The organism is Roseibium sp. JB4-4, assembly GCF_055693425.1.
The window spans coordinates 1,340,466-1,365,414 of the sequence record NZ_CM146333.1; the positions used below are offsets into that span (position 1 = coordinate 1,340,466).

At 53.9% G+C, this 24,949-nt stretch carries 27 protein-coding genes, 1 tRNA gene and 1 pseudogene; 10 read left to right on the forward strand and 19 right to left on the reverse strand.

Annotated features, from left to right (window positions below):
* Positions 1-10: 10 nt before the first annotated feature.
* The 4 genes from ACZ1HV_RS06185 to ACZ1HV_RS06200 all read right to left on the reverse strand — a co-directional run bounded on the left by ACZ1HV_RS06185 (position 11) and on the right by ACZ1HV_RS06200 (position 4,358).
* Positions 11-892 carry a carbohydrate ABC transporter permease gene (locus tag ACZ1HV_RS06185; protein ID WP_298816175.1) on the reverse strand — a complete coding sequence of 294 codons (882 nt, stop codon included), beginning with the start codon at positions 890-892 and terminating at the stop codon, positions 11-13.
* 3 nt (positions 893-895) lie between these two features.
* Positions 896-1,921 (reverse strand): carbohydrate ABC transporter permease, encoded by a 1,026-nt coding sequence (locus tag ACZ1HV_RS06190; RefSeq protein ID WP_298982597.1) that lies wholly within the window; start codon positions 1,919-1,921, stop codon positions 896-898.
* 73 nt (positions 1,922-1,994) lie between these two features.
* A complete protein-coding gene (locus tag ACZ1HV_RS06195; RefSeq protein WP_298958181.1) occupies positions 1,995-3,230 on the reverse strand; it encodes an ABC transporter substrate-binding protein in 1,236 nt (411 codons plus the stop codon).
* 72 nt (positions 3,231-3,302) lie between these two features.
* Complete coding sequence (locus tag ACZ1HV_RS06200) at positions 3,303-4,358, reverse strand: ABC transporter ATP-binding protein (RefSeq protein ID WP_472717610.1); 1,056 nt, start codon at positions 4,356-4,358, stop codon at positions 3,303-3,305.
* Positions 4,359-4,508: 150 nt separating this feature from the next.
* Between ACZ1HV_RS06200 and ACZ1HV_RS06205 the strand changes: the two genes are divergently transcribed.
* The 3 genes from ACZ1HV_RS06205 to ACZ1HV_RS06215 all read left to right on the forward strand — a co-directional run bounded on the left by ACZ1HV_RS06205 (position 4,509) and on the right by ACZ1HV_RS06215 (position 6,593).
* Positions 4,509-5,495: a nuclear transport factor 2 family protein gene (locus ACZ1HV_RS06205; RefSeq protein ID WP_472717611.1), complete on the forward strand. Its 987-nt coding sequence runs from the start codon at positions 4,509-4,511 to the stop codon at positions 5,493-5,495.
* Positions 5,496-5,681: 186 nt separating this feature from the next.
* The gene (locus tag ACZ1HV_RS06210; RefSeq protein ID WP_472717612.1) at positions 5,682-6,116 is read left to right on the forward strand and encodes a Rossmann-fold NAD(P)-binding domain-containing protein; all 435 of its coding nucleotides are present in this window, start codon (positions 5,682-5,684) and stop codon (positions 6,114-6,116) included.
* An 87-nt stretch (positions 6,117-6,203) separates the two neighbouring features.
* A complete protein-coding gene (locus ACZ1HV_RS06215; protein ID WP_472717613.1) occupies positions 6,204-6,593 on the forward strand; it encodes a hypothetical protein in 390 nt (129 codons plus the stop codon).
* Between the two features lie 356 nt (positions 6,594-6,949).
* Here the strand turns inward: ACZ1HV_RS06215 and ACZ1HV_RS06220 are convergent, their stop codons facing one another.
* The 3 genes from ACZ1HV_RS06220 to ACZ1HV_RS06230 all read right to left on the reverse strand — a co-directional run bounded on the left by ACZ1HV_RS06220 (position 6,950) and on the right by ACZ1HV_RS06230 (position 9,807).
* A complete protein-coding gene (locus tag ACZ1HV_RS06220; protein WP_298816160.1) occupies positions 6,950-8,230 on the reverse strand; it encodes a TRAP transporter large permease in 1,281 nt (426 codons plus the stop codon).
* Positions 8,227-8,751, reverse strand: coding sequence for a TRAP transporter small permease (locus ACZ1HV_RS06225; protein WP_298816158.1), 525 nt, complete (start codon positions 8,749-8,751; stop codon positions 8,227-8,229). The genes ACZ1HV_RS06220 and ACZ1HV_RS06225 overlap by 4 nt, the downstream gene beginning before the upstream one ends.
* Before the next feature lie 72 nt (positions 8,752-8,823).
* On the reverse strand, positions 8,824-9,807 hold the full coding sequence (locus tag ACZ1HV_RS06230; RefSeq protein ID WP_472717614.1) for a sialic acid TRAP transporter substrate-binding protein SiaP: 984 nt from the start codon (positions 9,805-9,807) through the stop codon (positions 8,824-8,826).
* A 146-nt stretch (positions 9,808-9,953) separates the two neighbouring features.
* Here ACZ1HV_RS06230 and ACZ1HV_RS06235 point away from each other — a divergent pair, with 146 nt between their 5' ends.
* Positions 9,954-10,187 carry a hypothetical protein gene (locus ACZ1HV_RS06235; protein WP_472717615.1) on the forward strand — a complete coding sequence of 78 codons (234 nt, stop codon included), beginning with the start codon at positions 9,954-9,956 and terminating at the stop codon, positions 10,185-10,187.
* Positions 10,184-10,852: a GntR family transcriptional regulator gene (locus ACZ1HV_RS06240; protein ID WP_298816154.1), complete on the forward strand. Its 669-nt coding sequence runs from the start codon at positions 10,184-10,186 to the stop codon at positions 10,850-10,852. Before ACZ1HV_RS06235 ends, ACZ1HV_RS06240 begins: the two co-directional genes overlap by 4 nt.
* An 84-nt stretch (positions 10,853-10,936) precedes the next feature.
* On the opposite strand, the gene ACZ1HV_RS06245 is transcribed toward ACZ1HV_RS06240, so the two are convergent.
* The 9 genes and pseudogenes from ACZ1HV_RS06245 to ACZ1HV_RS06285 all read right to left on the reverse strand — a co-directional run bounded on the left by ACZ1HV_RS06245 (position 10,937) and on the right by ACZ1HV_RS06285 (position 19,260).
* Positions 10,937-11,770, reverse strand: a complete 834-nt coding sequence (locus tag ACZ1HV_RS06245; protein ID WP_472717616.1) for an amidohydrolase family protein — start codon at positions 11,768-11,770, stop codon at positions 10,937-10,939.
* Positions 11,767-12,732, reverse strand: a complete 966-nt coding sequence (locus tag ACZ1HV_RS06250) for an aldo/keto reductase (RefSeq protein ID WP_472717617.1) — start codon at positions 12,730-12,732, stop codon at positions 11,767-11,769. Before ACZ1HV_RS06250 ends, ACZ1HV_RS06245 begins: the two co-directional genes overlap by 4 nt.
* Positions 12,725-13,762: a zinc-binding alcohol dehydrogenase family protein gene (locus tag ACZ1HV_RS06255; RefSeq protein WP_298816148.1), complete on the reverse strand. Its 1,038-nt coding sequence runs from the start codon at positions 13,760-13,762 to the stop codon at positions 12,725-12,727. The genes ACZ1HV_RS06250 and ACZ1HV_RS06255 overlap by 8 nt, the downstream gene beginning before the upstream one ends.
* A 3-nt stretch (positions 13,763-13,765) precedes the next feature.
* Positions 13,766-14,532 (reverse strand): annotated as a pseudogene (locus ACZ1HV_RS06260) (SDR family NAD(P)-dependent oxidoreductase).
* The gene (locus ACZ1HV_RS06265) at positions 14,529-16,040 is read right to left on the reverse strand and encodes a sugar ABC transporter ATP-binding protein (RefSeq protein WP_472717618.1); all 1,512 of its coding nucleotides are present in this window, start codon (positions 16,038-16,040) and stop codon (positions 14,529-14,531) included. The pseudogene ACZ1HV_RS06260 and the gene ACZ1HV_RS06265 overlap by 4 nt, the downstream one beginning before the upstream one ends.
* Complete coding sequence (locus tag ACZ1HV_RS06270; RefSeq protein ID WP_298982610.1) at positions 16,037-17,011, reverse strand: ABC transporter permease; 975 nt, start codon at positions 17,009-17,011, stop codon at positions 16,037-16,039. The genes ACZ1HV_RS06265 and ACZ1HV_RS06270 overlap by 4 nt, the downstream gene beginning before the upstream one ends.
* A gap of 76 nt (positions 17,012-17,087) precedes the next feature.
* Positions 17,088-18,080, reverse strand: a complete 993-nt coding sequence (locus ACZ1HV_RS06275; protein ID WP_472717619.1) for a sugar ABC transporter substrate-binding protein — start codon at positions 18,078-18,080, stop codon at positions 17,088-17,090.
* 56 nt (positions 18,081-18,136) lie between these two features.
* Positions 18,137-18,907 (reverse strand): enolase C-terminal domain-like protein, encoded by a 771-nt coding sequence (locus tag ACZ1HV_RS06280; protein WP_472717620.1) that lies wholly within the window; start codon positions 18,905-18,907, stop codon positions 18,137-18,139.
* Between the two features lie 8 nt (positions 18,908-18,915).
* Entirely contained in the window at positions 18,916-19,260 is a 345-nt protein-coding gene (locus ACZ1HV_RS06285) for a hypothetical protein (protein WP_472717621.1), read from the reverse strand.
* Positions 19,261-19,444: 184 nt separating this feature from the next.
* Here ACZ1HV_RS06285 and ACZ1HV_RS06290 point away from each other — a divergent pair, with 184 nt between their 5' ends.
* Entirely contained in the window at positions 19,445-20,245 is an 801-nt protein-coding gene (locus ACZ1HV_RS06290; protein WP_298958193.1) for a helix-turn-helix domain-containing protein, read from the forward strand.
* A 45-nt stretch (positions 20,246-20,290) separates the two neighbouring features.
* Here ACZ1HV_RS06290 and ACZ1HV_RS06295 read toward each other — a convergent pair.
* A tRNA-Ser gene (locus ACZ1HV_RS06295) sits at positions 20,291-20,380 on the reverse strand.
* Positions 20,381-20,887: 507 nt separating this feature from the next.
* Between ACZ1HV_RS06295 and ACZ1HV_RS06300 the strand changes: the two genes are divergently transcribed.
* Complete coding sequence (locus ACZ1HV_RS06300; protein ID WP_472717622.1) at positions 20,888-21,376, forward strand: DUF930 domain-containing protein; 489 nt, start codon at positions 20,888-20,890, stop codon at positions 21,374-21,376.
* Between the two features lie 125 nt (positions 21,377-21,501).
* Here the strand turns inward: ACZ1HV_RS06300 and ACZ1HV_RS06305 are convergent, their stop codons facing one another.
* Positions 21,502-21,741, reverse strand: coding sequence for a hypothetical protein (locus tag ACZ1HV_RS06305; RefSeq protein WP_472718407.1), 240 nt, complete (start codon positions 21,739-21,741; stop codon positions 21,502-21,504).
* A 438-nt stretch (positions 21,742-22,179) separates the two neighbouring features.
* Here ACZ1HV_RS06305 and ACZ1HV_RS06310 point away from each other — a divergent pair, with 438 nt between their 5' ends.
* The 3 genes from ACZ1HV_RS06310 to ACZ1HV_RS06320 all read left to right on the forward strand — a co-directional run bounded on the left by ACZ1HV_RS06310 (position 22,180) and on the right by ACZ1HV_RS06320 (position 24,086).
* The gene (locus ACZ1HV_RS06310; RefSeq protein ID WP_472717623.1) at positions 22,180-22,860 is read left to right on the forward strand and encodes an alpha/beta hydrolase; all 681 of its coding nucleotides are present in this window, start codon (positions 22,180-22,182) and stop codon (positions 22,858-22,860) included.
* Between the two features lie 223 nt (positions 22,861-23,083).
* Positions 23,084-23,506 (forward strand): DUF2147 domain-containing protein, encoded by a 423-nt coding sequence (locus ACZ1HV_RS06315; protein WP_472717624.1) that lies wholly within the window; start codon positions 23,084-23,086, stop codon positions 23,504-23,506.
* A gap of 109 nt (positions 23,507-23,615) precedes the next feature.
* Positions 23,616-24,086: a DUF2147 domain-containing protein gene (locus ACZ1HV_RS06320; RefSeq protein WP_472717625.1), complete on the forward strand. Its 471-nt coding sequence runs from the start codon at positions 23,616-23,618 to the stop codon at positions 24,084-24,086.
* 37 nt (positions 24,087-24,123) lie between these two features.
* On the opposite strand, the gene ACZ1HV_RS06325 is transcribed toward ACZ1HV_RS06320, so the two are convergent.
* The gene (locus ACZ1HV_RS06325; RefSeq protein ID WP_472717626.1) at positions 24,124-24,837 is read right to left on the reverse strand and encodes a glutathione S-transferase N-terminal domain-containing protein; all 714 of its coding nucleotides are present in this window, start codon (positions 24,835-24,837) and stop codon (positions 24,124-24,126) included.
* Positions 24,838-24,949: the final 112 nt, after the last annotated feature.

Sequence of the window (24,949 nt, forward strand, 5' to 3'; positions counted from 1 at the left end):
GGTTCACCGATCAGCCCTTCACCGCTCCGGCGGTCAGTCCGGAGACAATCTGACGCTGGAACAGCATCACGAGCAGGAACAACGGTGCAGTGGCGGACACAACAGCTGCAACAGCGAACATCACGTTACCCTCGGTATAGGTCGTTCCAAGGAACGCCGCGATTTTCGGCACCATGGTCCGGTTCTGCTCGTTCAGCAGCATCGTGGTTACAGCAAAATCGTTGTAAGCCAGCAGGAAACTGAACAATCCGGTCGTGATTACACCGGGCCACATCACCGGAATGATGACATAGCGAAAGGCCTGAAACTGCGTGCACCCATCAACCTTCGCGCTTTCATCAAGATCGATCGGGATCTTCTTGAAGAACGAATGCAGCATCCACAGGGTGAATGGCTGATTGATCGCCACAAGCACGATGATCGCCGTCGGCAGATACCCCCAAAGGTTCCAGGCAAAAAACGGTGGCAGATACCCCGAAACCAGTGTGATTTGGGGCATGGCGCGGAAAATCAGCGCAGCTATCAGGAGCCAGAAGACATAATTGTAGTTGGAGCGGCTGAGCGCGTATCCACCAAGCGTGCCAATCGTCAATGAGGTGACGACGACAAAAACGCAGACGATGCCGGTGTTCAGTGCAGCGCGCCAAAACTCTTCCTGCACCCAGGCACCATAGTATCCGGCCCCGGTAAAGGTCGAACCATGCGTTTCTTCGGTCAGCTTGCCGGTGATGGCATTGGTCCAGTCGGCGATCGAAAAGAAGTCGAGTTCGACCTTGAAGGATCCCCACAGCGTCCAGAAGAAGGGAAACGCTGCCAGCACAAGCCAGAAAACGATGAATAAGGTCGAGGCAACCTTGAGGGAAACCGGTGCCTGCCTGGCAGATGAACTCATGGCTCAAGCCTTCCCTTTAAAGTCGCGCCAAGTGCGCACAAGAACCGGCGACAGCAAAATGGCCACCCCGATAATCGTCAGAACGGACGTGGTTGCAGCCGCTGACAGCTGGTTGGTCTCTCCGCTTAGATCGTTGAAAATGATCCACGAAAGCGACGTCGCATGAGCGGAGGCATTGAAACCGATGATCGGCTCAAACACGCGGAAATTGTCCATGAGCTGGATAAGCGCCACAAATGTCACGAGCGGCGTCAGATGCGGAAGCACAACATATCTGGTCTGCTGCCAGCGTGTTGCGCCGTCGATCTGCGCGCTTTCCAGTGTGTCTTGCGGCACGGTCTGTAGTCCGGCGTAAAAAACAACGAATGCAAAAGGTGCCGAGTGCCAAATGCCGTAAACCATCAATGCGATCCACATCAACGGTGTCGAGGCCTTCAGCGAAAGATCCGGGCTGCCTGCAACATATTGGATGAACTCACCAATGACGCCGCGACTGTCGATCATCCAATAAAGGGTCAGCGATCCGATCAGCGGTGTAACGATCATTGGCAGAAGCGAAAAGAAGATGACAAAGCCGCGAATTCTGCGGTTCAGCGAATTTACCGCTAGCGCAATCACAAATCCGAGGGCGATGAGCAGAGGCGTCACAACAAATGTGTAAGTCAGCGTGAACGCCATTGCCCGATAGAAGGGGAGATCGCCGACATCGCTAAAGAACTCGCCGATGCTCTGGCTAGAGGTCCAGGCTTCGCCCACCTCTGCAAAAGCCAGGTGCCCGCGATCCAGATAGATCCCAAGTCCCGCAAACCGCCCAAGCGGCTCGGCTTCACGCAGTTCAGCTGTTGCTTCCTGGTCGATCACCACACTCTTTGTGCAGCCGAAGGGACCGCAGTTTTCCGTCTCAACCAGAACGGCTTCATGAGGTACGAACAGCGACTGGATCACGACCGACCCTATTGGCGCTGCGATGAAGATCAGCATTGCAAGTGCTGTCGGTAGAAAAAACCAAAAGAAGGTCCTGTGTTTCATACCGTTGCCCGATCATCTGGTTGATTGGAGAAAGTGGAGTGCGTCCAGTTGGACGCACTCCAGGCGGTCCCGATTAAAGGAAGCCTTTTTCCTTGGCAGCAGCTGTGTAAGCAGCTTCCACATCCTTGAGCGCCTGCTCAGCGCTTTCCTTACCCTGCATGAAGTCAGTCAATTCAGCGCCAAGAGCTGTGTGCATCAGGCCCATGTATGGGAAAGTCGGGTAAGGGATCGTACCCTTGTTGGCGGCATCGAAAACACCGGTTGCTGCAGCTGTCGGCTCATAGCCGTCAATCAGCCATACGGCCTGGATCGCAACACCGTCGTCATTAAGAATGGACGGATCGATTGCATTTTTCATTGCAACGAAAGTCGCCTCTGCATCTTCGTCGGAAATGTTCTTTGCAACGGTCCAGCCGTCCCACCAAAGTGTCGAAGCCGGCGTTGAGCCACCGCCAACGGTCATCGGACCGGAAATGGCGAAGCCGTCAACAACTTCCTGCGGCACACCATCCGCTGTGGTCAAAGTAGCTGCGCGCGACCCCCACATGTTCATCAACGCAACGTTGCCGGCACGATATTCGGCATTTGTGGCGTTTGAATCATGGGTCAGAAAGTCCGGGTTCATGTATTCGCTGAGTGCCTTCATCATTTCCAGAGCCTTGACGCCGGCTTCGGAATTGACGTTCGGTTCTGCGGTGCCCGGTTTGAAGAACTCACCGCCAAAGCCCAGGAACATGTTGTTAAATTCCTGAGCAAGGTTCCAACCCGCGGCATAGGCACCGCCGACAGGGTTTTCCATGATGCCCTTCTCGCGGATCATTTGCGCGATGCCGAGCATGTCTTCATAGGTTTTCGGCGGCTCGACGCCAAGTTCATCAAGGACGTCCTTGCGGTAAACCAGGTGCTGCGCATTGGCCATGAAGGCAACTGCCATGACCTTGCCGTCGATTGTGATCAGCTGGTTCTTGCTCAACCCGTCGCCATGCTTGGCAACAAGATCGTCCAGCGGGCGGATAAGATCATCGTTCATCAAGGCGACGATGGACGAGTTGGCAATGATGGCTGTGGTGTACTCGGCCGGATTTCCGCTCATGCCAGCAACATTGAGCTTCTGATGGTCGGCTGTAAGGTTCGATTTGACTTCAACCGTGTCCGAAGCACATTCCTGAGCGCCCGCTCCAACGGTTTGAATTGCCGGGAATTCGTTGCCGATGATACTGATCCGGCCGTTTTCGACGCCGCATTCAGCATATGCAGCGGTTGCCATCAATGACATGGCACCTGCCAACAATAGTCTTTTCACAAGCATATTTGTCCTCCTGCTATTCCTTGCGCCGATGACGCATCTCTGGAAACCGGCTGTGCCGGGTATGGACAGGCTTTAGGCGTCGAGACGCGCGCCTGTCTCGTGATGAAAAAGGTGACAGATCTCCGGTGGGATATGCAGACCGACGGTCTCATCAATCTCAATTCGATAGTCTTTGCTTGCCTTCACAGAGACCAGCGCACCACCCGCCTTGACCGTGATCATTGTGGCGTCGCCGAGAAGCTCCATCGTGTAGACCGGCGCGTTGATCTCTGCTTCAGCGCTGGACTGAGCAACGGCTGCATCTTCGGCGCGAAAACCCAGGGTCACGGGTCCGTCCGGGCCGTTCAACCCGCCAATTTCGACATGCTCACCGGAAAACGTGCCACCCTTTAACGTGCCGTTCATGAGGTTCATTGCGGGGGAACCGATAAATCCCGCCACGAACGTATTGGCTGGCTTGTCGTAGATATCAGTGGGGGTGCCAACCTGCTGAATGATGCCGCGCTGCATCACGACGACCCGATCGGCAAGCGTCATTGCTTCGATCTGGTCATGTGTCACGTAGATCGTGGTGACCTGGAGCTCGTGCTGCAGGTTCTTGATCTGTGCCCGTGTGGACACACGCAACTTGGCGTCAAGGTTGGAAAGCGGCTCGTCCATCAGGAAGACATTCGGTTCGCGCACAATGGCGCGGGCAAGCGCGACGCGCTGACGCTGACCGCCTGAAAGTTCCGCCGGCTTGCGATGTAAAAATTCCCGCAGCTCAACCATATCGGCAGCGCGCATGACCCTTTCGTCATGCGTCGAGGGATCGACCTTGCGCACTTTCAGCGGAAAGCGAATATTGTCATAGACATTCATGTTCGGGTAAAGGCCATAGGACTGAAAGACCATGGCGATATCCCGGTCCTTGGGCTCGAGATTGTTGACCACCCGGTCACCAATAACAATTTCACCGCCCGAGGCATCCTCAAGGCCGGCGATCATCCGCATCGTTGTGGTTTTGCCGCAACCGGAGGGTCCCAGAAGCACAAGGAATTCTCGATCCGCGATCGTCAAGTTGAAGTTGTCGACGCCGACAAAGGCCCCCCAACGTTTTGACACGTTTTTCAGCTGAATCTCAGCCACAGCGCCCCTCCCGAACCGTTCGCAAACTCAATTTTGCATTCCTATGCAAAATAAGTAGACACACTTATCATTCTTTGGCAATGATTTTTTGCATACGAATGCAAAAATGATATCAAGCCACGTTCAGCTCTTCATCTCAAAGGTTTGGAAATGCCCGATTTTCGGATACCCCCGTATCAATTTCTGAATGCGGTTCATACCGTCTCGGCTTCTCAGGCAAAGGACCTGTTTGACCGTCATCTGGCAGAAGACGCTGTCTTTGACGTCGCCTTTCCGGTCAACCGCCTCAAAGGCCGCGATGCCGTTGTTGCCGGCTTCTTCGATCCGCTGGCAAACGCTTTGAAAGATGTTCGCCGCCGCGACGAAATCTTCATTGGAGGTCCAAACAGGCGTGCGCCTGGAGGGCATTGGCTGGCAAGTGTTGTGCATTATGTCGGCAATTTCGAGGAGCCGCTTTTCGGTGTCAAACCGTCAGGCCACCTCGCCTTTCTGCGCGCGGGAGAGTTTTACCGCGTGGAGCCTGACGGACGAATATCGGAAGCAAAGATAATCATCGACCTGCTGGACCTGATGCGCCAGTCGGGCGGATTGCCTCTGCCGAAGATGCTGGGTACGGAAATGCTGTTCCCGGGCCCGGCCACGCATGACGGTGTTTTGCCCACCGAACAGGCTGACGGAGAAAAAACGCTGGACCTGTGCGAGGCAATGCTGGCCGACCTCAAGGCGTTCGACCCTGATACTTTCACATCAAAGGGTCAGACAGGTGATGACGGCTACTGGCATGACGACATGCTCTGGTACGGACCCGGTGGAATCGGTTCCAACTATCGCTGGAGCGGCTTTGAAAAAGACCACCGGGCATCTTTCCTGACCGCTTTTCCAGACCGTGTTGGCGGTGATCACTATTGCCGGATCGGTGATGGCAATTACGCAGCTGTCAGCGGCTGGCCTTCCATGACGATGACGCATAAAGGCGACTATCTGGGCGTAGCGGCCTCCGGTCGGTCCCTCACCCTCCGCGTCATGGATTTTTATCGCTGTGCAAATGGAAAGATCATGGAAAACTGGGTCTTGCTGGACTACCTCGATCTATTTCAGCAAATGGGTCGGGACTTGATTGCCGAACAGTCCGGCTGACGTTTGCTTTCAACAAATCGGAGGGCGCGTTTGTGCGCTTGAGAGCCTCCCAGCCGTAGACTGCAAGCAGGGCATGAGCCTACCTTGCTATGGTCACCTCGGATCTGCAGGATTAGTGCAGATCTGAGGAAGAACGGTCTTGTGGGAGGGGCTTAGTAGGCAGAAAAGACCGTCATTTCAAAGTTCATGCACGAAGCAGCTCTTGAGGCATTTCGCCCGGCAATTGACGTTTGGTATGACCCGACGTTGGTTGACGATACCGAGCGTCTGCACCGGGAACTCGCACAAGCAGATGCATTGATCGTCCGAAATAGAACGCGGGTTGACCTGTCTCTTCCGGACGCCGCACCAGGCCTTCGCGTCATTGGCCGTCTCGGGGTCGGATTGGAGAATATCGACCTTGAGGCTTGTGCAGAGAGAGGCTTCAGCGTCAAACTCGCGACCGGCGCCAACACACAGTCGGTCGTGGAGTGTGTGATCGGCGCGATGCTGGTTCTCCGGCGGGGCGTCTTCGCATCAACTCCGGAGTTCTGGCAGATGATTGGCAATCTCTGGGGACAATTCTTCGGGCGTCCATTGTCCATGGCGATCATTGCGCTGACGCTGATCACATTTTTCTAATCCTTTCTGCCGCGTCTGAAGCATATATTCTCCCGATGCGAAGTAAGGCCTGCACATGATCGCGAACGCGCAGCAAGACCCGCAATAGTGCGCGATCTGATTGCGCTTCTGGTTGCGCTTCTAGTTGCTGGCGGGATCGCCCTGCTCACTCTTCAGCAGTCGGCGCATCTCAATCCTGAAGCCGCCGTGTTCCGCCCGAACGATCGCAATGGCAATGACAGCGCTCGTTTGTTTCGCTCTTCTCCGGCTTGCCCTAACAAGGCACGTAACCGAGTTCGATGTGGAAGGCTCCTGGCTCCGATAACAGCGTTGCCCATAGCCATGCACGGCGCGATGTTCCTCTTTCCCATACTCGGATTTGGAATTGCGGCAATTCTCCTTGGCCTTGTTCTGACAATCATTGCACAGCACGACCGGTACTCGGCGAAGAGTTGGGCGATCCTGCAAATGAGCGTCACCGGAGTTATCGTTGCATGACAGTGCTATTCAGCGAGGTTTTGTCGGTGCCGTTGCCGGAATTGGGCACTTGTTGCGATTGGGGGAAAAGACTGAGATCCCAAAGCTGCATGTTGCTGCTGGTGCGATCACCTCTCCGCACCGCATTCTCGTTCACGAAGTGCACAGGCGTTCGAGAGGCGCATTCAAACTGGCAAACTTTGGCAGGACACCGTGTCCGTGTCTGATCCTCCATCTTCCAGTTGAAGAATGCTAATGCGGAATTTCCGGAAGGCAGCCAAAAATGCGCGAGAAATTCAAAGAAGGCTCCACTTTAGAAAAGTGGAACCTTCAACAGGTGTTCTTGAGGTGCTGCCGGCGTTCTGACACGCCAAGATCTACTGCCGGTAAAGAACTTCGGGCAGATAAAGCGTCAGCGAAGGCACGAAGGTCAGAAGGAGCAACACGCCTATCAAAGGCACCAGGAACGGCACCGTTGCTTTGACACATCTTTCAAATGGTACGTTCGAGACCTTCGAGAGGACAAAAAGCACCATGCCCACGGGCGGTGTCAAAAGTCCGATCATCAGGTTCAAAATTACAATGATGCCCAGGTGCACAGGGTCGACACCAATTTGCTGTGTTACGGGCAAAAGAACCGGAACCAGAATGGAAATAGCTGCAATCGTTTCCATGAACAGGCCGACCACCAGGACGACCAGAGTGATCAATAGCAAAATCAGGTATTTGTTTTCGGTCAGCGACAACAGCCCTTGCGCGAAGAGGGCCGCGGCCTGATTGGCTGTTAAGATCCAGGCGAACACGCTTGCCGCGCCAACAATCAGGAGGATGGAGGCCGTCATTTCGATCGTTTCCATCGCGGCCGTGGCCAGGCGCTTGGCATTTAGTGTGCCGTAAACGAAAAGCCCCAGTCCCATGGCATACGCAGCAGCGCAAACCGCCGCTTCCGTTGGCGTGAAAGCGCCCGAGACAATGCCACCAACAATAATGACCGGTGTCATTAGCGGCAAAAAGGCACGTTTGAACGTTTTCCAGACATTCCCCAGCCGGAATTCGGTATCCCTCGGATAGTTCCGACGGCGCGAATAGAACCAGACCATGACCATCAGCGACAACGCCATCAGCAGCCCTGGTACGATGCCTGCAACAAACAATTCGCCGATTGAGACGGACGCCATCACGCCAAAGATCACAAGCGGAAGAGAAGGAGGAATAATCGGGCCGATTGTCGACGAAGCTGCCGTCACACCAACGGAAAAGTCGTCGTCGTAGCCTGCGTCCCGCATCGCGCGGATTTCAATTGCGCCGAGCCCACCAGCATCGGCAACGGCGGCGCCTGACATCCCTGCGAAAATGATGCTCGCGCCGATGTTCACATGGCCAAGGCCACCATGCATCCATCCGACAATAGAACGCGCGAAATCGAATATGCGTGAGGTGATGCCGGCCGAGTTCATCAAAGCCCCGGCGAGTATGAAAAATGGAACGGCCAGAAGGGGAAAACTGTCCATACCAGCGATCATGTTGTGCGGTAGGACGACGGATGGCAGCCCTTCAACCAGAATGTAGCCCAGAGACGACAGTCCGAGCGCTACGGCTATCGGTACGCGCAACAGCATCAACGCGAAAAGGCTCGCAAACAAAAGGATGATTGTCATTTGAAGAGTGTCCGAAAAGCCCTTGTCAACTGCACAAGCTGGAGGCAGACGATGGCGACGATTGACGCCAAAAGAACGTAATAGAGATAGTATTTGGGGAACGGCAGCGACACCATGTGCTGAAAGCTCGTCTTTTCGATCAGTTCAAGCAGGGAGTAGCCGCAGAACGCAAAAAACACCGTCGTGGCAATCAGTGCAAAAAACTTCAGATACTTTGCTTGCCTGGGAAGCCAGTGATCGACGAATTCCAACCTGATGTGGAGGTCGAGCTGTTGGCACTTAAATGCTCCCGCAAATCCGAGTATGATAAGCAGATAACGCGCAGCTTCCTCAGTCCAGGCTATGGAGTCGTTGAGGACATAGCGGGTGAAGAACTGCAGAAACACAACAACAAACAGCGTTAGGAAAATGGCCAGAAGCACGTAGTCCGTCAGGGAAAGCCGGTTTCCTTCGGCAGCTTTGGTCTGTTCCGCTTCCTGTTCCTGTAGCAGCTTTTCAATGCTTGCCGGGTCCACAGCCATTTGCCGTCCTTTCGCTAGTTGGTTTGCCCCAGTTGGGGCAAACCAATACTCGCTACCATAATCCCGGTTGGGTTATTTGATCGCCTGAAGCTTGTCGTAGAGCTCCGCCGAGAACGGTGTTTCATCGCCCTTCAGGTGCGGCGCTACTGCTGCGATAAAGGGCGCCCGGTCAACTTCATTGACTGTTACACCCTGTTCGCTGAACCAACCGGCAAGGTTGTTCTCCGATTCAACAATTTTTCCCGACGCCCAATCTGATGATTCACCCAGGATCTTTTGAAGAACCGCATAGTCGTCACCGAGTTTCTGCGCAGTAATCGGCGAGACCAGTACAGCCAGAGAATTGGTGATGTGCCCGGTCAGGTTGATGTTCGATTGAACCTCGTAGAACTTTTTGAACTGAATCGTCGGAAGTGGGTTTTCCTGAGCGTCGACGACACCTTGCTGAAGCGCAAGATAGACCTCAGAAAATGCCATCGGTGTCGGATTTGCGCCGGTTGCCTTTGGGAACAACTGGTAAGCAGGTGCATTTGGCGTACGGATCTTTAGACCGGCCATGTCTTCAGGCTTCAGGATCGGCTTGTTCGACGTGACGTGACGTGCCCCATAATACGTCATAGAGGCAACCAGATTGCCCGTTACTTTCGTATATTCGCCGGCCAGCTCACGGAACAAATCCGAAGTGGCATACGCCTTCCAATGGTCATATCCACGCAGTGTAAAGGGATAGTCTGAAATGGAGATTGGCGGGTAACTTTGGCCCATGAACCCCATGCCGGTGTAGATAATATCCACAGTACCGAGAGACAATCCTTCGTTCAACGCGACTTCTTTGCCGAGCTGAGACGCAGGAAACACTTCGATTTTGAACCTGCCGTCAGTCGCCTTTTCAAATTCGGCTGCGGTCCGGAGCGCTGCTTCATGGTACGGAGTGGCCGCCTCGTAAACGTGTCCGAACTTCAAAACGTCTTGAGCCTGAACAGCGCTTGCCCCCAAAGCAGCAGTTGCGCTGACTATGGACGTGGCCAACAGGCGATTCATAGATTTCTTGAACATTGTGTCTCCTTCCTCGACCAGACCTCCATCCAGCCGCACACTTCTATGTTCAAAATTTATAAAAGACACGCACCCCTTGAGAAGATGTTTTTAAAAATATAAAACAGATATTAAGAACACTCAGAATTCCAGCAGCGGAGCTTGGAATGGCACGAACCGACAAAACATTTAAGCTGTCATACAATGAATCGCTGAAGTTGTGCCGGGAAGGAAAACTTCCATCGACCATTCAAGGTCTCGCCCTAACTCTGGGAGTAAGCCGGACGACAGCGCGAAAAGTGTTGGCTCACCTGGAAAAAAACAAAATCATCGAAAGGAGCGATGATGGAGTTCATTTCTTACAACCTGTCAAAGGCTCCGATTTTTTTCACCCGTTTTGACGAAGCCCACGCGCGAAGTCGCTGAAACACGGTTTTTCAATTGGCTTTTGGATGAGAAGATCGCGAGAGGAGCCCGGATCGCCGAAAATCACGTCGCCGCTCAGATCAACGTGCCGATCGCGACACTCCACCAAATCTTTGTAAGCTTCAGCCGTTTCGGGTTTCTCAGCAAGGAGCAACACAGAAACTGGACTTACCACGGCTTCACCAGAGAACTGGCTGATACCCTTTTTGATTTTCGGTATTACTGCGAGATGTCGGCATTGGACAAACTTGTCGAGTTGCCAGACGACTCTGAGTTCTGGCAACATCTGGACGCAGCGCAACAGCTGCACAGGTCCTACCTCGATGCACCCGAAGAGTCGTCCCAGAATGTTGCCGAGATGGATGCAGCCTTCCACCGCCTGCTGTTGCGGTACTCAAGCAGCATTCTGTTACTGGTCAACGAAGCTGCTTTGTCGCTGATATTCTATTTCAGGTTCCACGAAAGCTGGCGCGAGCACAACACGGAACGGCGGCTTATTGCACTCAGCGACCATCTGGAAATCATTGACGCTCTTCGGGCACGCGAATGCGGTGCGGCCAGGGCTGTCATGCGCCGCCATCTCGAGCATGCATGGCACTCAGTCCTCGAACGTTTCCAGGAAAAGCCGCAGGTATCCTGATTACCCGCCCGAAGTTCGGCTTGGGATCGTTTAGGAACATCTTCGGTTTGCAAGAAAACTCTGATCTGCACAGCAGCAATCAGGCTATTCGATCCCGTAAAATTTCCGCGCCGTATCGCCCATTATCTTGTTCACGTCGCGCTCCGGCAGGTCTGACAGGAGGGAACGGGCAGTTATTACCCAGGATGCATAATCACTTGCAAGATTTACGACCGGCCAATCGCTCCCGAACATCACCCGATCAGGCCCAAAGCAATCAAGGACCGTTTGCGCAAATGGCTGCAGGTCCTGCAATGTCCAGTCGGGTCCTATTTCCGTAACCATGCCAGAGAGTTTGCAAAAGACATTGGGCCTCGCCGCGAGGTGCTCCATGCCCGTCCGCCAGAAATGATCAGGTTCGCGCCCTTCCCCCATTTCAGGTTTGGCCAGATGGTCGATTACAATCGCCAAATCCGGGTGGCGCTCTGCCAGTTCGTGCAGATGCGGCAGATGACGCGGCTGGATCAACGCATCAAACCGCAATCCGACACTGGCCATATGCGTCAGAACGGATGCAGCACGATCTTGCAAAATCCAGTCTGCCTGCTCAATTCCCTGCAGCATGGGTCTGAGCCCCTTGAGCTGCGGGTTCTTCGCAAGTTCCTGCACCGTGCTGACCGCCTTATCCGACGCAAAGTCGACCCATCCGACCACAGCTGCGATGCGATCTGATTTGTCTGCCAAATCGAGTAGAAACCTTGTTTCATCGACACTATCGGTCGCCTGGACCAAAACTGTGCGGTCAACGCCGGCGGCGACAAGCAACGGCTCCAGATCTTGTGGTGAGAAATCCTTGAAGATCGGTGCGACGCTTTCATTCGGCCAGGCGTAGTCCCCTCTTGCCAGCGACCAGAAATGCTGATGGGCGTCAACAATCATTCTCTCTCTCCAATGAAACCGGCCTGCCTCAGATCACCCCACAAAGCCTCGGGCAAAGGGGTCTTGAATTGCTCGATGTTTTTCATCAATGAACTTGTCCTGGCCGTCCCGATCAGGGTCGACGCAACCAGGGGATTGCGTGCTGGATACTGGAGTGCGGCCGCAGCAAGCGGAACATTGTGGCTTTTACAAATAGCTTCGATTTCAGACACCTTCTTCAACACGCGGTCCGAAGCCGGCGCATAGTCATAGTGCGCGCCCTTTACCGGACCCGTTGCCAGAATTCCGGAGTTGAACACACCGCCAACAACCAGACGGACGCCTTTCTTTTCAATTGTCGGAAACAGCTCATCCCGTGCGGATTGATCCAGCAGAGTGTATCGGCCCGCAAGCAGAATTTGATCAAGGTCCATCTCCGGGACAAGCTCACGGCAGATCGCCGTGTGATTGACGCCCAGTCCAACAGTCTTGACGACGCCGCTAGACTTTAATTCGTGAAGAGCCACCTGCCCTCCGTCAAGCAGCTGCTTCTTGTGACCGGCCGTGTCGGTACCAGCGTTTGGATCGCCAATATCGTGAACGTAGAGCGTATCGATCCGGTTCAGGCCCAGCCTGTGAAAGCTTGCCTCGACGGACCGCATAATGCCCTCGTAGGAAAAGTCGAAATGCTGGTCGAAAGGAAGTGGATTGTGGAAACTGTTGACAACATTGGCTGCATCGGCGGCAGGTGTCAGGACACGGCCGACTTTTGTTGAAAGAACCCATCCCTCCTTCTGCCTGAGGAAATCACCAAGGCGCCGCTCGGACATTCCATTTCCATAGTGGGGAGCCGTGTCAAACGAACGGATGCCGTGTGCCCAGGCCGCCCAGAGCACTGAGTTGGCGGCGTCCGTGTCGCAAGGACGATAAAGTCCCGCGAGTGCAGAAGCGCCAAAAGAAAGATCGCGAACAGCCTCAGTCACGGCTGGATGCTTCGGGTTGCGCTATGATGAACTTTGTCACCGCATTGGGGTCGTCTTCCCAAAGCTGAAGCGCGGTATCGGCATCTTCGAAGTCGAAAACTCTGGTAATGGTCGCATCAGCTGGATAGCCACCCGCCTCAACATATTTTACCGCGTCCTCGAAATCCTGCTGCAACGCTCCGCGGGACCCCATAATGTCCAGCTCCTTGGTCAGGATTTTTTTGGTGTCGTAAGACACTGGCGCCTGGGAATACCCGATATAGACCACGCGCCCGGCCGGAGCGGCCACATCGACGCAATCAACAAATGTCTGGGGGTGGCCCACGGCCTCGATTGCAAGATCCATCCCGTCACCGCGGGTATAATCCTTTGCAAATTCGATGACATCCTGAGACCTGCTGTTGATTGTCGCGGCAGCCCCAACAGCATGTGCAATTTCCAGTTTCCGGTCGACAATATCGACCGCCACAACCTCTGCGCCCGCACGCACGCAGCCGGCAATAACCCCAAGCCCAATAGCACCGCAGCCGAAAACGATGACCTTGTCCGTCTTTCGGGCCCGACCGCGCCGGACTGCATGAAAGCCGACGGCCATCGGCTCGATGAGCGCAAGATGATTTAGCTCCTTGACGGATGCCTTTATTATCCGCTCCCAGGGAACCGCGATGACTTCAGTTAAGGCACCTTCGCGCTGGACACCCATGGTCTGGTTGTTTCGGCAGGCATTGATGCGCCCTTTGCGGCATGCCGGGCACTCACCACAATTCTTGTAAGGGTTCAAAGTAACAAGTTGACCGGGTTGAATTGAGCCCGGAACCTTTGTGCCGACCTTCACAATCTCACCGGCGATCTCGTGCCCTGGAATGCGCGGATAGCTGACAAGCGGATTACGGCCTCGAAATGTATTCAGATCTGATCCGCACAAGCCAACCCTTTGAACTTTCAGAAGAACCTCGTTCTCTTTCATCTCAGGCGGTGTTGCGGTCCCGAAGCGGGTAACTCCGGGGCTGTCAATGTAAAATGCTCTCATTCTTTAAAATCCGCTAAGGGCTCCACCATCGACGACCAGCACATGACCGTTCACAAAGGCTGCGGCATCGGAGACAAGATAAGTCGCTGCCCAGCCGATATCTTCCGGCTTGCCCATGGTCTTCATCGGTGTTCTTGAAATAATCTTGTTCTTGCGTTCCGGATCGTTGTCCAGTGCCTTCGCCGTCATGGGCGTCTCGATCCATCCTGGCGCAATTCCATTTATGCGGATGCCTTCCAAGCTGATTTCCGCCGCTATTCCCCGGACAAGCCCGAGAACGGCGGATTTTGCCACCGTATATCCGATGACCTGCGGTACGGAGAGATATGAAGCCATCGATGCGATAAAAAGGATGGAGCCGCCCCCCGAGCGCTCATGGCCGGAACCGCACTGCGGCTCAACTCGAATGCCGCCAGAACATGGGTGTCCAGAATGGCTTGAATATCCTCCACTTCCGTTTCAAGGAGTGGTTTCTTGACGTGGTTTCCAGCGTTGTTGACCAGTATGTCGAGGCCCCCATAACGCTCAACACAGGTGCTGATCAATTCGCGTGCCGCACCTTTTGAGGTAATGTCGGCAACATGATAGGAGGCGCATTCGCCAAGTTCCGAAACCGCAGCCTGCAGCTTCGCCTCTGTCTTGCCCGCGATCAGGACCTTGGCACCGGAAGCAACATAACAACGGGCCATGGCCAACCCCAATCCGCTTCCCCCACCCGTGATCAAAGCTACTTTCCCGTCCAGGCGGAAGGGCGTTTCAATTGTCCTCATGCCATCAATCTCCCGATCCCACGGCTCAAAGTGTCGTAGGTCTGCCCGGGCTCAGCGATGCCCGGAACCACGCCCGTAATGCGCTTTTCCTTGAAAACTAGTATCCGGCTGGCCAGTGAAATCATTTCCGGCATGTCTGAGGAAATCAGGATAATCGATTTCTTCTCAACTTTGGCAAGATCCCAAATTAGCTTGTGAATCATGGCCTTCGCACCAATATCGACGCCAACCGACGGTTCGTCGATGATCAGGATATCGCAATTCGCGGCAAGCCATTTTGCAATCGATATCTTCTGCTGATTGCCACCGCTCAGATTGCCGACGCGCTGGTCGATGCCCGTCGCGCGCACATCCAGCGCCGTCATCAACCCGTTTGCGACATTGCGTTGCTCAGTCATGTTGATGGCGCGCGTTACGGGATGCTGGATTTTCTTCCAGATCGCCATCGTCATATTGGTTTCGATATCAAAATCGAGAAAGAGGCCGTCTTCCTTGCGGTTCTCCGACACGTAACCGATGTTGTGCACTTTGATGCAGTCCGCGACGCTTCGGATCTTGACATCGCGCCCATGGACGGAAAGCGCTCCGGTACTGACGGGAAAGTGGCCGATAATCGTCTTGGCAAGTTCGGTTCGCCCGGAACCAACCAATCCGTAAAAGCCCAAAATCTCACCGCGCCGGAGATCGAACGATGCGTTTTCGAACAGACCTTTCGACGACAATTCTTTTGCCTTCAAGACCAGATCATCTGGATCGGTATCAAGCCTGGCGAAGTTTTCGATCTGAATTTTCCGGCCGATCATCAATTCGATGATCGTTTCCTTGTCCAGCTCCGAGATACATCGCGTCCCGACATGGCGGCCATCGCGGAGCACGGTTACCTGATCACAGATCTCAAGCACTTCCTCAAGCTTGTGGGACACAAAGATCAAAGTGTAGCCCTTGGCCTTGAGGTCTTCGATCACCTCGAACAGTTTGGTGACTTCATTTGCGGTAATGGATGAAGTCGGTTCGTCGAACAAAATGACAGTCGCCTTGCTGGAGAGCGCTTTGGCAATTTGTACAAGTTGCTTCTGCGCGGCACTCAGCCCCCCAATGGGTGTCTCCGGGTTAATCTCAAGTCCGACAAGCTCTAGATATTCCAGGGCATCGGCATTGAGACGCTTCCAGGAAATCCCGCCAAAACTGCGGTACTTTTCAAGTTTGTCGATCATGATATTTTCGGCGACGCTGCTCTCCGAAAACACCTGGATTTCCTGGTTCACGATAGTTATGCCGTGACGCATACCGTCCTTCAGGGACGACAGGTTGAGTGGGACACCTTCCAACGAGATCGTGCCTTGGTCGGCCCTTTGAATGCCGCAGATGGCCTTGATCAAGGTACTCTTGCCCGCGCCGTTTTCACCGAGCAACGCATGAACCTCGCCCGGTTTGAATGTGACCGACACATCGTCCAAGGCTCTCACACCGGGAAAGGACTTGCTTATGTTTCTGAGCTCGAGCGTCATGACTTTCCAGCCTTGCGGCTCCAGACCTCACGTGCCCGGTCGAGCAATATCGTCAGGAGGATGATCGATCCCAAAAACGCCTGTTCGAAGTAGACATTTGCCTGTACCAGGATGAGGCCATTCTTGATCAGTACCATGATCAGGCCGCCACAGAAGAGACCGATGGCAGTGATACGGCCACCAGCAAGCGCTGTTCCACCGATGATCGCGACTGCAAATGAAATCAGAAGCCAATTCTGGCCGATGGCGGGCTGAGCCGACCCGAGTCGGGACACCCAAAGCAACCCACCGACGCCAGCAAAGAACGCCGACAGGAGATTGGCTCCCATGATGATGCGGCCGGTGTTGATGCCGGAGAGTTTTGCAGCTTCCAGATTGCTGCCTGTCGCAAGCACCTGCCGCCCGAAAACAGTGTACCGGAACATGTACCAGACGGCGATCAAGGTCCCGACCATGAGGTAGAACAGATAGGGTAGCCCCAGAAAGTTGCCGCGACCAATCCTTACAAAGTCCGCTGGGATCTCCCGGTAGGAATAGCCTTCCGAAATTCCATAGACGAACCCGGTGAAGATGAAGAGGGTCGACAAGCTCACGATAAATGAGTTCACACCGAGAACGGTCATGACGAACCCGTTAAAGGCACCTGCGAGCAAGGCAACGCCCAATGCAATCAGCAGAGCCAGCGGCCATGCGAGATCGAGCGTGTCGACGGAATAACCGAATATCACCGCAGTCAGTCCTGCAATCGCCCCTACTGAAAGGTTCATGTTACCGGTGGCGAGCATCACCGCCTGAGAAAGAGCGACAAAGATGTAAAGTGACTGCGTACGCGTGAGATTGAACAGATTGTATTGGGTCAGAAAACTGTCTGAAGAGAGCGTGAACAAAATCACCAGGATCAAGGCAGCACCAATGATGCCTGACTCTGCTCCCGTGATGATCTTTCCCGACTTTAGTCTGGTGAGAAACACAGCTGGGTCCTGTCGTTGACATATGAGCATGGCTCGCGGAACCGGAAGACCGGCTCCGCGAGGTTTTTCAGCTGGATCAGTTGGTCAGATATTTGCTGTCGAGATTGTCGATGATGTTTTTGGTCAGTGCAGAGATATCTGCATGATAGGTATCGATGTTATCAGCGGTTACAGGGACGACACCGGCATCGATTGAATGCACGCCTTCACGAGGTTTGTAGCCTTCGGACAGCTTTTTCAGCAATACCATTGGAATGTAGCCATGCCCGAATGGGTTTTGCGCCATCGTGCCATCTATGTGGCCGGCCCGGATCGCGTCGAGAACAACAGCATCCGTGTCGATACCGTAGAAGTGGATGCGTTCGCCGCCATTTTCATGGTACTCGGTCAGCAACTGGGCGATTGCAACGGTCGGCGTGTAACCGGTCGCGATCATACCATCGATGTTGCCAAGATTTGCGGCAATGGCGTTTTGGACCTTCTCGACACTGTCTTCAATTGAAGAAAGGTCACCGACAGTCTGGATAATCTTGACGTCGGGATACTTGGCGACGACCTCCTCGACGCCTTCCTGACGCAAGCGGGTGTTGTCCCCGGGAACTTCCAGAACGTTGATGATGTTGCCCTTGCCGCCCATGGATTTGATCAGCTCTTCAGTGGCGAGCATCGCCGCCTCTTTCAACTGGGTCCCGACGTAAAAGGCAGCCGGTGTAGGCTCCTTGGTTGCCTGGCCAAAATCCACGATGGTGACGCCTTGCTCGGCAAGCTCTTCATAAAGCCCCCTGGCGCCTGACACATCCGACGGAAAAATGCTGAACGCATTGAAACCCTGCGCCGCCATGGCAGCAACGTTTTCGTTCTGATTGTCTTGCGTCCAATCCTGACCGAGGCGCTTTGTGACCTCGACGCCGAAGTCTTCGGAAAATTTGTCGACGCCTTTTTGCACCTCGTCGAAATAAGGATGCACTGTTGACGCATACCAAGCGTAACGGGCGTCTTCAGCGGCGGCTGAAACTATGGTCATTGCGCTCAGCGCGGCACCGGTTACGAGTTTTGCGATCAGTTTCATGGTTTACTTCCTCCCTTTTCGATTATTCCGTCCGCTTCCTCCTGCGTCGGCGATAATCAGTTGCTGTAGCTGCGATGAGATACGCAGTTGTCATCGACGAGATCCCAGTCGATATCCACGCCAAGCCCATGCCCCTCAGGAGCATGAATATCGCCATTTTCGTCGATGAAGTCGTAGTAGCTCTGGCGCATGGGAGCCTGAAAAATGTCTTCTGGAACAAAGAGTTCGAAGAAGTCGCAGTTTCGAACCGCGCAAGAGACATGAACGTTCGCCATGTCCATGGGTCCCATAGTCGTTGTATGCAGCTCACAGTTCATCCCGTGAGCCTCAGCCAGATGACAGGATTTCAACGTCCCCGTGATCCCTGCTTTCCAGGAAACATCTGCACGGACGGTGTTTACCGCATCGAACTTGATTGCTTGAGCAATTCCCCAGGGGCCACCTCGAGTGGTTTCGGTTCCAACGATTTCAATATCAGTGGCACGGGTAAGCTTGGCGTATTTGTCGAGCTCGTAGTCACGGAATGGCTCCTCGAGCCATCTGTAGTTGAGATCCTCGAGTTGCCTGGCCACTTTGATCGCTTCGGAGAGGGTGTATTCGGACACCGGGTCGGACATCAGGATCATGTCCTCGCCAACAGCGGCGCGCACTGCTGTGTGAATTTCCATGTCCATATCGGACGGACCGCAAGGATGAACCTTGTAGGCCTTGAAGCCTTTCGATTTGTATTTCAGCGCCTCATCCACGTAAGCCTGGACCGAATCCAGCCAAAGACTGCTGGCATAAACGGGAAGTTTCTGCCGGTAGCTGCCGATAAACCTGTGCAAGGGGAGTTCTACGGTCTTTGCCGCCGCATCCCAGAGAGCAACATCGATGGGCCCCGGCAGGAAGACGGGAAAAAAGCTCCGTGCCGGTCGATGTTCCAGAAATCGTGCCAGATACGTTCGCGGTCTGAAATGTTGCGACCGAGAATAACCGGAGCGATTACGTCCTGCAGGTACGCATCGGTAACAGCGCCGGAGCGTGCGGCCCAGAAGGTAGCGAGGCCCTCGACACCGTCGCTTGTCACAATTTTTCCGACACCATAGTCCCAAGGCATTGGGGCAGCGCCTTCACGGGCCTCGTCGAACACCCCGTGCCCCCGCTTGCATATCCAGGTCTCGAATTTCTCGATCCTCATTGGTCCTCCCAGAGCGTCGATGCCTTCAAATACTTGGAAAATACAGCCTGCGAGACGCCTCACTGTCTATGCATCAATGTTTCATTTTTTTGCACCTATTTCCCATTTTTGAAAAAATCTCTTTATTTAAAGCCAATTATCATTCACTGATGTGATCTCTTTTATTCCAAATGTGAGCAGATCTTTGGATATCAGCGGCCTGGAAATCGTGCTGTTTCACTCCGACAACTCGGACTACCTCACCGAGTGGAACGGCACCCGTCTGAATGACGACTATCACCGGCTCTATTTCATTGCCGGAGGCTCTGCTGAGGTGACTTACGACGGCCACCATTGCCAGCTTGCAGAGGGGCGGACTTATCTCTTCCCGACAACGCGACGTTTCGACTATTCGTGTCCGTCGCATCTCAGATTGTTAAATGTTTGTTTTAAAATGACTGTTCAGGGCGGCATTGACGTGCTGGACCTCTATCCCTGGAGCTTCGAAATTCAAGCGCAATCAGCGTCGGAAACATTTCGGTCCATGACGATGATTGACGAAAATCTGACCAGCGAATTCTTTGCGGATCAAATCCTCGTCCGCAGCCGGATTCTATCCCTGCTCTCTCCCCATTTCAGAACCCGTGCGAAACACCGGGATCTCAAGCGCCAGCGCGACGTCCGGCGCATGGCGCCTGTGCTCCGGCACATCGCAGACAATCTCCGCACGGGTGTGAAAATCTCGGAACTGCACCTTCTGGCTGGCATGAGCCGCTCGCATTTTGTCCGGAAATTCCAGGCAACATTCGACGTCTCTCCGCAAGATTATGTCCGGAAGAAACGGATTACATTGGTCAAGAACGAATTGCACTCATCAGACTTGCCACTATCGATCCTGGCCGAAGACCTTGGCTTCAGCAGCTCGTCTCATATGTCACGGGAATTCAAGCACTACACCGGCTACTCGCCCAAAAAATTCAGAGCTCTGGACAAGATCTACGGCTAGGCCTGCGCAAACACCGATAAAAATCAAATAGCTGTCAAAAAGAAATGGCGGAGAGGAAGGGATTCGAACCCTCGATACCGTTCCCGGTATACTCCCTTAGCAGGGGAGCGCCTTCAGCCACTCGGCCACCTCTCCGGTAAGCTCCGTGTACGAACAAAAACCTCGGAGTTCAAGGCGTTTTTTTGAACGCCCATTCGTTTTCCCCATTGGCTACCATGGGCTTGCATGTTGGATAGCCCGTCAGAAGTGAGCGCGGCAATGCGGATTGGTCTTTGTCTCGCTGGCAAGGCAGGCGCCCGTCAGCTTTTGGAATTGAGCGCTATTGCCTTTTCGTGAAACGCAAACATTTTGCACAGACAAAGGTTGCACGATATCCAAGCCTTCCATACTTCAGCCGCACTCCTTTGGTGAGCTTGCCACGTCTTTTGGTCAGGTTCGGAGCGTGACATTTATAGTCCACCTGCCCCTGCTGCACTCTCTCATCTCATCGCAACCCGGTTCGACTGGGTCTGCGCGGTATTGTTGCATCTTGCTGTGTTTAGTTTTCTGACAGGAGCCGGCTACTGGCCGCCCCAACAGACCTCTCCCCAAGAACCCGTGGAAGTGCAATTGGTTCGAGCGCCAGCAGCGGCCAGAGGAACCTTGGACATCGCAGGCCCTCCAAATGGAAGCGCTTTGACGGGTGAAAGCGAAGAAGGCGTTCCTGAAACGCCTCAAACAGAACCAGCCAATCCTTTGGCTGACAGCTGGGTTACCGCCACATCTTTCCTGGCTGCGGATGTCTTAAGAAGCCCCCGGTCCAGCCAGGCGCGCGTGGCACTTGCCTCATTGACGGGTGCCGACAAACACGAACAGGTGCGCGCGCTTGAAGCGATGGAACAACTCCGTCAAGACAGGCCGGATTTTCGTCCGACGCGACTTGCACCGCATGCTTTCAGGAACGGATTTTCAAAGGGAAATACGCTTCATGTCACGGCGGGTGCCGTCAGAAGCAATCGTATCTGGTACGAAATTGCCTATCGGTGCCGCCTTGAAAAAGGCAGTCAAAAAATCATCGGCTTTGAATATGCACTCGGTGCGGAAATCGAAAGATCGCTCTGGGATGAGCATGGGCTAGCGCCAGTTCACTAACCCCATTCCGGCTGAGCTTACGACAATTTCGACCAAGATCCGGACGCGGCGGACTGAAATGCAACTGCCGCGTCAGATGGGTGTTTGCGGTTGAGGTGCCGTATGGCCGGCAGCCTTTGACCAGCTCAATGCATTGACAGCCATTCACGGGCGGAGCGCTGAGCTTCAGCAATTTCTGATGGGCTCATTTCACTGGAGATTTCCTTACGATACTGAACCGCATCCCGGTTGCCTTTGAGAGCTGCAATGTTGAACCACTTGTGTGCGGTGACCAGATCAGTCGCGCCGTTGCGGCCGCAAGCGCTGTCCAGACCCATCTGAAACAGAATGTCAGCTGTAACGGGCTTGCCGCCCATGATGGCCATATCAGCCGAATGAATTTCAAAACGAGCCATGATGCTCCCCTTTCCTACTCTGTTTTTCCAGAAGCTTCTCTTGGTTCCGTGGAACACCAGATGCTTCCCCCTGTTTGCCGGTCGGACCGGAGCGAAAACACTCCTTTATTGCGACCGAAGAAACGTAAGCTTTCTTGTAGCTTTCCCCTTCGTTTCTTGAGGTGTACTTCAGCAGGAGCAGTTAAATGGCCAGTTAAGATACAGGTTTAACGTAATGCGAACAAAAATTTAAATATCTCTGAAATTTACTTGCCGGTAAGCATGCAGTTGCGAATTCCTCTTTAATATCAGTGACATTCTCACAAAATTTGAAAGGACCTCTCAACGTTCTGTTCACCAAACGGGAAATTCAGTGCAGTCTTGGCTGAAATTTTTGGGAAAACCATCGCTGCTTCGGAGTGAAAGAAAATGCCAAAACCGCCAATCGTCCTCCTGCATGGCACCAATGCCCAGCCCTGGACCATGGAAACGTTCAAGTCTTATTTTGAGAACGCAGGATTTGATTGCCATACGCCAAGCTATCGTGGGCATGGGCTTCCCGAAGGGGACGTCAGGAATGATACGCTGACGGGGGCAAGCATTGCGGACTATGTTGAGGATATTGCCCACTACATTCGGGAGATGGAGCAGCGCCCCATTGTCATTGGTCACTCTCTCGGAGGACTGATTGCTCAGCTGTTATCCCCACGCGAACTAATTGAGGCCGGCGTTCTGATAAACAGCAGCATTATTCACGGCACTCTGCCCACGACCGAAATGGAGCGGGCACTTGGCAAGATGTTCATGTCGGCAGGGCGTTTTTGGGAAATGGTGCCGGGGCAGGACTTTGAATTGCTTGCCGCTTATGGTCTCAACACCATGCCGGAGCGACAACAGCACGAAATTTGCGATCGGTTGGGTACGGAGTCCGGAGCCGTACTCTTCGAACTGTTTTTCTGGATGTACGATGTCAACCAGACCACCAAGGTCGACTTCGCCAACGCAAAAGCGCCATTGCTGTTTTTGTCCGGAAGTGAAGACAAAGTCGTTCCCCCTCCACCGCCCTCACCATGGCTGACCGATATGGGAGCCTGGCAACCTTCGAAGTGATTGAAGGACGCTGCCACTACATGCAGCTCGAAGATGGCTGGGAAGACATCGCCGCCAAAAGCATGAAATGGATTGAAAACATGCGCCGGGTTTGAGTTCACAATTTGTGAGCAGATGGAAAAAGTCCGCCAGGTGACGTTGGGACACGGGTTTTCAGCAGGCTTTCAAAGCATATACATTCCGTTTCCGTAAACGGAATCTTATTCCGCATTGGGAGGACTTAATGCTGAAATCCATGATCGCGGCGGCTGCCTTGGCCGCTGGTGTTGTTGCCGCATCCTCAACGCTGTCTCTTGCCGCAGACGCGAAGGGAGACTGGGTGCGCCCGAACGGGGCCTCAAAAATCCGCATCAGTTCGTGCGGTGCCGCTCTTTGCGGCAAACTGATCTGGCTGAAAACGCCACGCAAAGACACCAACAATCCCGATACTTCTTTGCGTGAGCAGCCCTTGCTCGGTGCTCAGATCGTCAAATCGATGAAACCCACGGCCAAATTCAACCAGTGGAAGGGCAAGGTTTACAACGCTAAAGACGGCAAGACATACACCGGTTTCATTGAACTGACCTCAGCCGACAAGCTGAAACTTGAAGGCTGCGTGATGGGCGGGTTGATCTGCAAGGGTGAAACCTGGACCCGCGCCAATTAGACAAAACTGTGCTGTTTGCCAAATCCTGGTGATTTGGCCATTGCCCCGTCGCATTTGCTGGTAAAAAATTGTGGCGCAATCTTCATCGGCATCGCGGCGGGGTATTTCCGTGACATCTCTTTCATATTTCAGTTTGCTCCGGTTTCCATTTAGATCCGCATTCGGGATCGCAATCCCGGTTTTGTTTTTCCTGGCAGCCCCTCCTGCAACTGCAGCTCCCGACATATCAGGTAATTGGAAGACACCGGCCGGGGCTATCATCAACATCAGCACCTGCGGCAGTGCGCCTTGCGGGAAAATTGTGCGGTTCACGCCGCCCAAGGGCTATACGATGAAAAACACGCCGGATCTGAAAAACAGGGATGCCAGCAAACGCGGCCGCAAGATCCTGGGACTCAAGGTGCTCTGGCGGATGAAGTCGCAGCCCAACGCCTGGAAGGGGCGGGTCTATGATCCGCGCAGGGGCTTCAGCGCCAACGCGACCATACGCAAGAAGGGTGGTTCAGCGCTCGAAGTTCAAGGCTGCGTCCGGGTTGTATTCAATGTTTGCGAAAAGGAAGTCTGGCGCAAAGTCAATTGAGTAACAGGCAGGACCACTTTTATTCGATCAGGTAGCCTTACCGCGCCTTTTGCCCGAACAGGACGCTTTGGGCCGCCTTGTCCTTCTCAATCACCAGCTTTTTCTGCTGATCTGCACCGACAGCGAGACCGCGTTGAACGGCATCACGCGCCTCCAACCGCAACCGCCAATCTCTGACATTGGGAAACTCTTCCAGGTCGATATTCTGTCGTTGCCAGCGCTGCGCCCAGCCGAAGGTTGCAATATCCGCAATGGTATATTCGTCAGCGGCAATGAACGCCCGTCCTTCCAGCCGCCTGTTCAAAACGCCATAGAGCCGATGGGTCTCATTGGAGTATCGCTCGATCGCGTAAGGCACTTCTTCCGGCGCATAATGGCGGAAATGGTGGTTTTGTCCCAGCATTGGCCCAAATCCACCCATCTGCCACATCAGCCACTCTTCCGTCTCCACGCGCTTGCGTTCGTCGTCAGGATAGAATTTCTGAAACTTCCGGCCGAGATATTGAAGAATTGCGCCGGACTCAAATACGGATATCGGTTCACCGCCGGGACCTTCTGGGTCAAGAATGGCCGGCATCCGGTTGTTGGGGGAAATCGCAAGAAATTCGGGGGCGAACTGATCGCCCTTGCCGATATTGACCAGGTGCAGGTTATAGGGAACCCCGAGCTCCTCTAGCATGATGCTCGCTTTCCAGCCATTCGGCGTTGGCCAAAAATAGAGCTCGATCGGTTGTTCCTGCGATATGGTCATGGAAGTTCCTGTTTGAATTTAAGATGCCGAGGGCACCGCTACCGCAGTGAAGCAACTAGGATTTGTTCTGGCAAGCCCGTCAGCTGGCGATTGCGATTTCGGCAGCGAGCAC